General features: G+C 40.0%; 7 protein-coding genes. 6 read left to right on the plus strand and 1 reads right to left on the minus strand.

The window, feature by feature from the left end:
* Window positions 1–6: 6 nt before the first annotated feature.
* Window positions 7–1302, minus strand: coding sequence for a D-alanyl-D-alanine carboxypeptidase PBP3 (gene pbp3, locus STRDD04_RS06405; RefSeq protein ID WP_062200403.1), 1296 nt, complete (start codon window positions 1300–1302; stop codon window positions 7–9).
* Between the two features lie 278 nt (window positions 1303–1580).
* Between pbp3 and STRDD04_RS06410 the strand changes: the two genes are divergently transcribed.
* The 6 genes from STRDD04_RS06410 to STRDD04_RS06435 form a co-directional block, all read left to right on the plus strand.
* Window positions 1581–3539 (plus strand): peptide ABC transporter substrate-binding protein, encoded by a 1959-nt coding sequence (locus STRDD04_RS06410; protein WP_062200406.1) that lies wholly within the window; start codon window positions 1581–1583, stop codon window positions 3537–3539.
* Between the two features lie 173 nt (window positions 3540–3712).
* Window positions 3713–5689 (plus strand): peptide ABC transporter substrate-binding protein, encoded by a 1977-nt coding sequence (locus STRDD04_RS06415; RefSeq protein WP_062200409.1) that lies wholly within the window; start codon window positions 3713–3715, stop codon window positions 5687–5689.
* Between the two features lie 65 nt (window positions 5690–5754).
* Window positions 5755–7251, plus strand: coding sequence for an ABC transporter permease (locus tag STRDD04_RS06420; protein WP_062200412.1), 1497 nt, complete (start codon window positions 5755–5757; stop codon window positions 7249–7251).
* Window positions 7251–8177 (plus strand): oligopeptide ABC transporter permease OppC, encoded by a 927-nt coding sequence (oppC, locus tag STRDD04_RS06425; RefSeq protein ID WP_062200415.1) that lies wholly within the window; start codon window positions 7251–7253, stop codon window positions 8175–8177. Before STRDD04_RS06420 ends, oppC begins: the two co-directional genes overlap by 1 nt.
* 8 nt (window positions 8178–8185) lie before the next feature.
* Window positions 8186–9253 carry an ABC transporter ATP-binding protein gene (locus STRDD04_RS06430; protein ID WP_062200417.1) on the plus strand — a complete coding sequence of 356 codons (1068 nt, stop codon included), beginning with the start codon at window positions 8186–8188 and terminating at the stop codon, window positions 9251–9253.
* A 10-nt stretch (window positions 9254–9263) separates the two neighbouring features.
* A partial coding sequence (locus tag STRDD04_RS06435) for an ATP-binding cassette domain-containing protein (protein ID WP_231853902.1) occupies window positions 9264–9957 on the plus strand: 694 nt, incomplete at its 3' end.

Genomic DNA, 9957 nt, shown 5'->3' on the forward strand with positions numbered 1-9957 from the left:
CATTCTTTATAATTTTTCGTTTACGAAACGGACAAAGTCATTCCACCAGACTTTAAAAAAGATGGCTTTTTCAACTTTTTTTCCTGTTACCATCGAGATGGAGGGTTGTTTATTTTCTAAATAGCCTTGTCCGATAGGCTCAGGGTCTATATAGGTCAATGTACCAATCTCAGTGCCCTTTTTCATAGGTGCTTGAAACTCTGGGTGTTCAGCAGAAAATTTCAGTTTTGCTTCAGCTTGGTTACCGATTCGCTCTATAATAACGAAGTCCTCGCTTGCGACGGCAACCTCAGTATTCTGCTTTCCATCCTTTATGTTTACTTGAGAGCTCTTGTAAGCTTCTCCCTTTTGCACAAGCACGGTTTGGACGAAGTTTTGAGAGACGTAACTCATCAGGCTGGAAGTAAGGCTGAATCGTATATAGGGATCATTGGCTTCCTGTTCAACCCCTAAAACAACTGTAATGAGCCGAACCCCTTTTTCTGTAGTGGTAGCTACAAATGAAGCCCCACCCTTTTCAGAACCTCCCGTTTTCAATCCATCTACTCCAGAGCGAAAACTAGGCAGCCCTTCAAGCATAAGATTGTAATTTCCCAGCTCAATCCCTGCAAAATTTCCCTTAGGTTTAGAGGTGATATCAATAATTTGAGGGTAGTCTTTTAGTAGGTGATAGGTAACCACAGCAAGTGCATAAGCGCTGAATTTATTTTCGGTGTCTTTATCTTTTTTGTCTTTGGATTTTTTTTCACTTATTTCGGTTGATTCAGTTGAATCAACTGTGTTATTTTCATCAATTGTTCCATCCAGTAATCGGGTATCGGTCCCTGTAGCATTTAAAATAATGGCGTCAGTGATCTTCCATTCTTTTAGTTTGTCTTTCATCATTTTGACAAAGTTTTCTTCACTTCCAGCAACTTTTTCTGCTAAAGCGATTGTAGCACTGTTGGCACTGATTAGCAGGGAGGCTTCCAGCAATTCCTCGACTGTGTAGCGGCGGGCCTCAAGAGGTAGGTTCGTAATATAGGGATTTGCTGTCAGATTATAGGCGTAATCGGAAATATCGACATCAGTATCAAGGCTTAATTTCCCTTCTGAAATCGCTTCGTAAACTAAATAGGCTGTCAAAAGGTGGGTAATTGATCCGACTTCGATTGGAGTTGTCGAGTTTTTTTCGTATAATATTTTTCCAGAGGAAGCGTCAACAGCGATGGCACTCTTAGCAGCAAGGTCATACTCATCTGCTTTAACAGTTGCTGCTCCCATGCCAATGATTAGGAATAAAATCAATAATAATTTTTTCATTTCTTTCCCCTAACGTAAGATTAATTCCATTGTATCATAAAAAATGCTCTTGTATGAGAAATGATTTTTAAAAAGATTGCGACGATTTATTATTTATGAAACAAATCGTATTTTTATAAAAGAAGACGAGAAATTCAAATTTTTTCTAACAATCTCTTGATTTTAACTCTAAAAAGGCTTGATAGGAAAAATAAATTTGCTAATTCTCTAGATTACTCTTTGTTTTTGGTTGAAAATAATGTATAATAATACAAAATACTTGAGAAGGAGATTTGCTCATGAAAAAATCTAAATGGTTGGCAATCACTGGCCTAGTTGCTGCATCAGCGCTCTTTTTAGGAGCCTGTGGTAATTCTGGTGCTAGCTCAGCAAAGACATATTCCTATGTCTATAGTACAGATCCAGATACATTGGACTATGTGAACTCCAATCGTGCTTCTACATCTGACATTATTGCCAATTTGGTAGACGGTCTTTTAGAAAACGATCAATATGGTAACATTGTACCATCGTTGGCTGAGGACTGGACTGTGTCTAAAGACGGCTTGACTTATACTTATAAGCTACGTAAGGATGCTAAATGGTACACAGCAGATGGTGAAGAATACGCTGATGTCAAAGCTCAAGACTTTGTAACGGGTCTCAAGCACGCTGCAGATGAGAAATCAGAAGCATTGCCAATTGTGCAAACTTCTATCAAGGGCTTAGACGCTTATATCAAAGGGGAAAATAATGACTTCTCTACTGTAGGTGTCAAAGCAATCGATGATCATACCGTAGAGTATACCTTGAACCAGCCAGAAAGCTACTGGAATTCTAAGACGACGATGGGGATTCTCTTCCCGATTAACGAAGACTTCCTCAATAAAGAAGGAAAAGACTTTGGTACGGTGCGTCCTTCAGGTATCCTCTACAATGGCCCATATATCTTAAAGGCTTACACTTCCAAGTCTGTTATTGAATATTCTAAAAACCAAAACTATTGGGATAAGGATAACGTGAAGATCGAAGATGTCAAGCTGACATATTATGATGGCTCTGACCAAGAATCATTGGTGCGCAACTTCACAGACGGTGCCTATACTCAGGCTCGCCTCTATCCAACCAGCTCCAATTATGCCTCAGTAGAAAAGAAATATAAAGACAATATCATCTTTTCTCCACAAAATTCAACTAGCTATTTCTATAGCTTTAACCTAAATCGTCAGGCATATAACCACACTTCTAAGACAGATGCACAAAAAGCTGCCAGCAAAGAAGCGATTCAAAACAAAGACTTCCGTCAGGCAATCAACTTTGCTTTTGACCGTACATCATTTGGCGCACAGATGAATGGAAATGACGGCGCGACCAAGATTATCAGAACACTGCTAGTGCCTCCTGGTTTTGTGCAAGTGGATGGCAAGGACTTCTCAGATGTCGTTGAAGCACAGCTGACTTCTTACGGTGATGAATGGAAAGGGGTCAAACTAGCTGATGGGCAGGACAGCATTTACAATCTGGACAAGGCTAAGGCAGAATTTGCTAAAGCTAAGGAAACCTTGCAAGCCCAAGGAGTTGAATTCCCAATTCACCTAGATGTACCAGTCGATCAGACAGATAAAATCATGGTGCAGCGGACCAATTCCTTCAAACAATCTGTCGAAGCATCTCTTGGACAAGAAAATGTTGTGATTGATGTGCATCAGATGTCAACAGATGATTTTGATAACTCAACTTATTTCGCTGAAACAGCTGCTCAAAAAGACTATGACCTCAATATGTCTGGCTGGTCAGCAGATTACCAAGATCCATCTACTTATCTCAATATCTTTAACCCAGAAACAGGGGATATCTTGGATAATATTGGTCTGACAAAAGGTCAAAGTCAAGATATTGCTTCTAAAGTTGGCTTGAATGAGTACAAGACACTTTTGGAACAAGCGGATGCAGAAAAGCAAGATACCAATGCTCGTTACACCAAATATGCAGCTGCTCAAGCTTGGTTGACCGACAGCTCAGTTGTGATTCCATCCATCTCTGGCGGTGGTTCTCCAATGGTTCAAAAAGTTGTGCCATTTACTAAAGCTTACTCTTATGTAGGTATTAAAGGGGATATCTATGTATTTAAGGGAATGGAGCTTCAAGATAAAATCTTGACGGTAACAGATTATCAAAAAGCTTTGGAAAAATGGGAAAAAGAAAAAGAAGAATCTAATCTTAAAGCCCAAAAAGAATTAGAAAACCATGTGAAATAAAGCCTCCAGAATCTCATCATTCGCAATGCAATGATGAGGTTCTTTTTGTGGCAATAGAGAAAGTGAACTCAACGCATTTGGCGTGAATGTTCAGAAAATTAAGTTTACTTTTGCATCTAGATATGATATAATATTAAATAAATCTAAAAAACACTCACTAAAGGAGAGCGATTATGCGTAAAAGTAGAGTTCTGGCATTAGCTGGAGTAAGTCTTCTTGCAGTAGGAGTCTTGGCTGCTTGTTCAAGTTCAAATTCATCAAAAGGTGCATCAACTGCCTATAACTATGTATATACTGCGGACCCAGAAACACTGGACTATGTGACATCTGGTAAAGCATCTACAGCTGATTTTGTGACAAATGGCGTGGATGGTCTACTAGAAAATGACCAGTATGGAAACTTTGTTCCTTCTGTTGCTGAGTCATGGACTGTGTCTAAAGATGGCTTGACTTATACTTATAAAATCCGTAAAGATGCCAAATGGTATACTTCAGAAGGCGAAGAATACGGTGCTGTAACAGCTCATGACTTCGTGACTGGTTTGAAACACGCTGCTGACAAGAAATCTGAAGCTCTTTATCTCGTTCAACAATCTGTAAAAGGTTTGGATGACTATGTGAATGGCAAAACAACAGACTTCTCTACTGTTGGAGTCAAAGCAGTTGATGATCATACCCTTCAATACACTCTCAATCAACCTGAACCACAGTGGAATTCAAAAACAACGTCACAAATCATGTGGCCAATTAATGAAGAATTCCTGACAAAACAAGGTGATAAATTTGGTCAATCAACTGACCCAACTTCTATTCTCTATAACGGACCATTCTTGATGAAGTCTATCACGGCTAAGTCAGCAGTTGAGTACCAAAAGAACGAAAACTACTGGGATAAGGAAAATGTCCATATCGATACCATCAAATTGTCTTATTTTGATGGACAGGACCAAGATTCTTTAGCTCGCAGTTTCAAAGACAGTGTCTATACAGTAGCACGTCTCTATCCGACCAGCTCAAACTATGCAGGTGTGGAAAAAGAATTCAAAGACAATATCTTCTTCACACCACCAAGTGCTGGTGTAGCGGTTATGGGTGTCAATATTGATCGTCAAAGCTACAACCATACTAGCAAGACATCAGATGCACAGAAATCTGCTACCAAGAAAGCTATCCTCAATAAAGACTTCCGTCAAGCCTTGAACTTTGCCATCGACCGTACATCATACTCAGCACAAATCAATGGTGAAGAGGGTGCTCCTTATGCCGTCCGCAATACTTATGTACCACCTACATTTGTCCAAGTCGGAGAAAAATCCTTTGGTGATGTTGTTGAAGAAAAAGTTGCAGCCTTGGGGGATGAGTGGAAAGGTGTTAACTTAGACGACGGCCAAGATGGTCTCTTTAATGCTGAGAAGGCAAAAGCAGAGTTTGCAAAAGCAAAAGCTGCCCTGCAAGCAGAGGGAGTAGAATTCCCAATCCATCTGGATCTTCCAGTGGCTCAGACTTCTAAACCAATGGTTAACCGTGCGCAGTCACTCAAACAATCTGTTGAAAAGACTTTGGGAGCTGAGAATGTTGTTGTAGATATTCAACAAATGTCAGAAGATGATCTTTACAACATTACTTACTACGCACCAAATGCTGCTGGCGAAGACTGGGATATCTCAACGGCAGTTGGTTGGAACCCTGACTATCAAGATCCATCAACTTATTTAGACATTTTGAAAACTACAGCAGCTGAAACGACAAAGACCTACCTTGGTTTTGAAGGAGCTGACAATGCGGCTGCTAAACAAGTCGGTATGGAAGAATTTGACCGCTTGGTGGATGAAGCCGGCAAAGAAACATCAGATGTTGCAACTCGCTACGAAAAATATGCGGCAGCTCAAGCATGGCTGACAGATAATTCTCTGGTTGTTCCGTTGATGGCAAATCCTGGAGCAGCACCATTCCTATCACGTGTTGAGCCGTTCTCTGGTGCCTATGCGCAAACTGGTAACAAGACGTCTTCCACATACTTTAAGTATATGAAACTGAAGTCAGATACTGTTACTAAGAAAGACTATGATTCAGCTCGTGAAAAATGGCTGAAAGAAAAAGAAGAGTCAAATGCGAAAGCACAAAAAGATCTCGAAAGTCATGTAGAATAAATCGTTCACTAGAACTTTCTCTGATAGCGAGAGAAAGTTCTTTTGAAATTTAAAGGAAACGATAAATGAAAAAATACATTTTAATGCGTATTTTACGCTCAATCGTGTCGATTTTCTTGGTAACGACCCTAACCTATACCATCATCTATACCATGGTTCCAAGAAGGTTGATTTTTAGACAAGACCCCAATTATAACAAGATAGCTACTACGAAAGATAAGAAGGCAAACTATGAAAATACCATCTTTGAACGCATGGGCTATGTTGATTATTACGATACTAAGGAATTACAAGAAAAAGCAAGTAAAGAGAATCCAGCAGTTACTACTGAAGGAACAGATGCAAACAAAAAGATTTACGAAGACTATATTGCAAAAATTGGAAATGGTTGGAAACTGTATCAATTCTCTGAAAGCAAGGAATTCTATGCAGTACGTGAAGTTCCAGTTTATGAACGCGTATTTGAATTTTATGCTAATCTGATCCAAATTGATCATCCTAATGTTGTTCAAGATAAAGACAATCCAAATCTAGAACGTTATATTCGTTTTGAAAATGACCCAGCAGTAGGCTGGTCTGTAGTTGGTTCGGGTACGAAACATAAATACCTGCTTTACTTCAATGGACAATTTCCATATATTCATCAGAACTTCATTACTTTTAATTTAGGAAATTCTTATCCTACCTATGCTAATATTCCTGTTCTTCAGGTTATCACACAAGGTCAAGGACAAACAAAATCTTCCGAAGTTCAATTTCCAACAGGTAAGAAAACTTCATCCGTTAATATCTATTCTCGGACGTATAAAACACCGAGCAAAGCGGATTCACAAGATATTGCGAAATACGGTAAAGGTGATGCCTATACAGCGACTCAAAGCAACTATCAAAATCCATCGATGATTGTCAGCTCGGCGATTATCGGTCTGATTGGTGTGGCGATTTCTTATTTGATTGCTGTTCCGCTTGGTTCTTATATGGCGCGTTTGAAAAACACTTGGTTTGACAGTATATCTACTGGGGGCCTGACTTTCATGATGTCACTGCCAACCATCGCGCTTGTTTACATTGTTCGCTTAGCCGGTTCTACGGTCGGTCTTCCCGATTCTTTCCCGATTTTGGGAGCAAGCGATTGGCGTTCATATGTTCTTCCAGCTGTTATCCTTGGTCTTTTGAGTGCACCATGGACTGCGGTCTGGATCCGTCGTTATATGATTGACTTGCAGTCACAAGACTTTGTACGTTTTGCACGTGCCAAAGGTCTTTCTGAAAAAGAAATTTCTAACAAACATATTTTCAAAAATGCTATGGTACCATTGGTATCTAGTATTCCAGCTTCTATCGTTGGTGTCATTGCAGGTGCTACCCTGACGGAAACAGTCTTTGCCTTTCCTGGTATGGGGAAAATGTTGATTGACTCCGTTAAAGCATCTAATAACTCCATGGTAGTTGGTCTCGTATTTATTTTTACATGTCTTTCAATCTTTGCCCTCTTATTAGGTGATATCTTGATGACAGTACTTGACCCACGTATTAAATTAACATCTAAAGGAGGTAAATAATGGCTACAATTGATAAAAGTAAATTCCAATTTGTCAAACGTGACGATTTTGCCTCTGAAACGATTGATGCACCGGCTTATTCATATTGGCGCTCAGTTATGCGTCAATTCTTTAAAAAGAAATCAACGATTGTGATGCTAGGTATTCTGATAGCCATTGTTCTGATGAGTTTCATTTATCCAATGTTTTCAGATTTCGATTTCAATGATGTGAGCAAAGTAAATGACTTTAGTATGCGTTATATCAAGCCCAGCGGGGAGTACTGGTTCGGTACAGACAGCAATGGTAAATCTTTGTTTGACGGAGTTTGGTTTGGTGCGCGGAATTCCATCCTGATTTCTATTATCGCAACAGTTATTAATTTGCTTATTGGAATTATCGTCGGTGCTATCTGGGGAATTTCCAAAGCAGTTGACCGTGTCATGATGGAAGTCTACAATATCATTTCAAATATTCCAGCTCTCTTGATTGTCATCGTCCTGACCTACTCAATTGGTGCCGGTTTCTGGAACTTAATCTTCGCTATGACTATCACTGGTTGGGTAGGGATTGCTTATACAATTCGTATTCAGATTATGCGTTACCGTGATTTGGAGTACAATTTGGCTTCTCGTACTTTGGGAACACCAACTCTTAAAATTGTAACCAAAAATATTATGCCACAGTTGGTGTCTGTTATCGTGACCACGACTTCTCAAATGCTTCCAAGCTTTATCTCTTACGAGGCCTTCTTGTCTTTCTTTGGACTGGGACTTCCTGTAACAGTACCAAGTTTGGGACGCTTGATTTCTGACTATTCACAAAACGTAACCACCAATGCTTACCTTTTCTGGATTCCATTGACAACATTGATTTTGGTATCCCTGACCTTCTTCGTAGTTGGTCAAAACTTAGCCGACGCAAGTGATCCACGGACACATAGATAGGAGTAGACATGACAAAAAATAAAAATGTAATATTGACTGCTCGCGATATTGTCGTGGAATTTGACGTTCGTGACAGAGTATTGACAGCCATTCGAGGCGTTTCCCTTGATTTGGTTGAAGGGGAAGTTCTTGCCCTGGTTGGTGAATCTGGCTCAGGTAAATCTGTTTTGACAAAAACATTTACTGGAATGTTAGAAGAAAACGGCCGTGTAGCGCAAGGAACCATTGATTACCGAGGAGTCGATTTAACGTCCCTAAAGAGCAACAAAGATTGGGAATCCATCCGTGGTGCTAAAATCGCGACTATTTTCCAAGATCCTATGACTAGTTTGGATCCGATCAATACAATCGGAAGTCAGATCACGGAAGTCATCGTCAAACACCAAGGAAAAACAAGTAAAGAAGCCAAAGAAATGGCTATTGACTACATGACGAAGGTTGGTATTCCGAACGCTGAAAAACGTTTTGAAGAGTATCCGTTTCAATATTCTGGCGGGATGCGTCAACGGATTGTTATCGCTATCGCCTTGGCTTGCCGTCCAGATATTCTAATCTGTGATGAGCCTACAACGGCTTTGGATGTGACCATTCAAGCGCAGATCATTGACCTGCTCAAATCACTTCAGCAAGAGTATCATTTTACAACCATCTTTATCACTCACGACCTTGGTGTTGTGGCAAGTATTGCAGATAAAGTTGCGGTTATGTATGCTGGGGAAATCGTTGAGTACGGAATGGTTGAGGAAGTCTTCTATGATCCAAAACATCCTTACACATGGAGCCTGCTCTCAAGCTTACCACAATTAGCTTCAGCAGATGGGGAACTTTATTCCATTCCAGGTACCCCGCCATCTCTTTATTCGACCATTAAAGGTGATGCATTTGCCTTGCGTTCTGATTATGCAATGGAAATTGATTTTGAGGAACAGGCACCTGCGTTCAAGGTATCAGAGACCCATTGGGCCAAGACTTGGCTCTTGCATGAGAATGCGCCAAAAGTTGAAAAACCAGAAGTTATCAATAACTTGCATGATAAAATTCGTTCAAAAATGGGCTTCAATCACTTAGAAGCTTAGGAGGAAGGAAATGACTGAAAAATTAGTTGAAATTAAAGATTTAGAAATTTCCTTCGGGGAAGGAAGTAAGAAATTCGTCGCAGTAAAAAATGCTAATTTCTTTATTAACAAGGGAGAAACTTTTTCGCTGGTAGGAGAATCCGGTTCTGGTAAGACAACGATTGGCCGTGCGATTATCGGCTTGAATGATACAAGTGCTGGGGATATTTACTATGAAGGTAAAAAAATCAATGGAAAGAAATCTAAATCAGAAGAAGCAGAACTGATTCGTAAGATTCAGATGATTTTCCAAGACCCAGCTGCTAGTTTGAATGAACGCGCAACTGTTGACTATATCATTTCAGAAGGTCTTTACAATTATCATTTGTTTGAGAATGAAGAAGAACGCCAAAAGAAAGTTAAAGAAATCATCAATGAAGTGGGACTTTTAGCGGAGCATTTGACACGCTATCCCCACGAATTTTCTGGTGGTCAGCGTCAACGGATTGGTATTGCCCGCGCCTTGGTTATGCAACCTGATTTCGTGATTGCAGACGAGCCAATTTCCGCTCTGGATGTTTCTGTACGGGCCCAAGTCTTGAACCTTTTGAAAAAATTCCAAAAAGAACTTGGCTTGACCTATCTATTTATCGCTCACGACTTATCAGTTGTTCGCTTTATTTCAGATAGGATTGCTGTAATCTACAAGGGTGTTATCGTTGAGG

Origin of the sequence: Streptococcus sp. DD04 (assembly GCF_001578725.1) — a bacterium.
GTDB lineage: Bacteria > Bacillota > Bacilli > Lactobacillales > Streptococcaceae > Streptococcus > Streptococcus sinensis.

Bases quoted from the DNA above. Each gene is read 5' to 3' on its own strand.
- STRDD04_RS06415 (WP_062200409.1), top strand. From the start codon at position 3,713: ATGCGTAAAAGTAGAGTTCTGGCATTAGCTGGAGTAAGTCTTCTTGCA.
- pbp3 (WP_062200403.1), bottom strand. From the start codon at position 1,302: ATGAAAAAATTATTATTGATTTTATTCCTAATCATTGGCATGGGAGCA.
- oppC (WP_062200415.1), top strand. From the start codon at position 7,251: ATGGCTACAATTGATAAAAGTAAATTCCAATTTGTCAAACGTGACGAT.
- STRDD04_RS06410 (WP_062200406.1), top strand. From the start codon at position 1,581: ATGAAAAAATCTAAATGGTTGGCAATCACTGGCCTAGTTGCTGCATCA.
- STRDD04_RS06430 (WP_062200417.1), top strand. From the start codon at position 8,186: ATGACAAAAAATAAAAATGTAATATTGACTGCTCGCGATATTGTCGTG.
- STRDD04_RS06420 (WP_062200412.1), top strand. From the start codon at position 5,755: ATGAAAAAATACATTTTAATGCGTATTTTACGCTCAATCGTGTCGATT.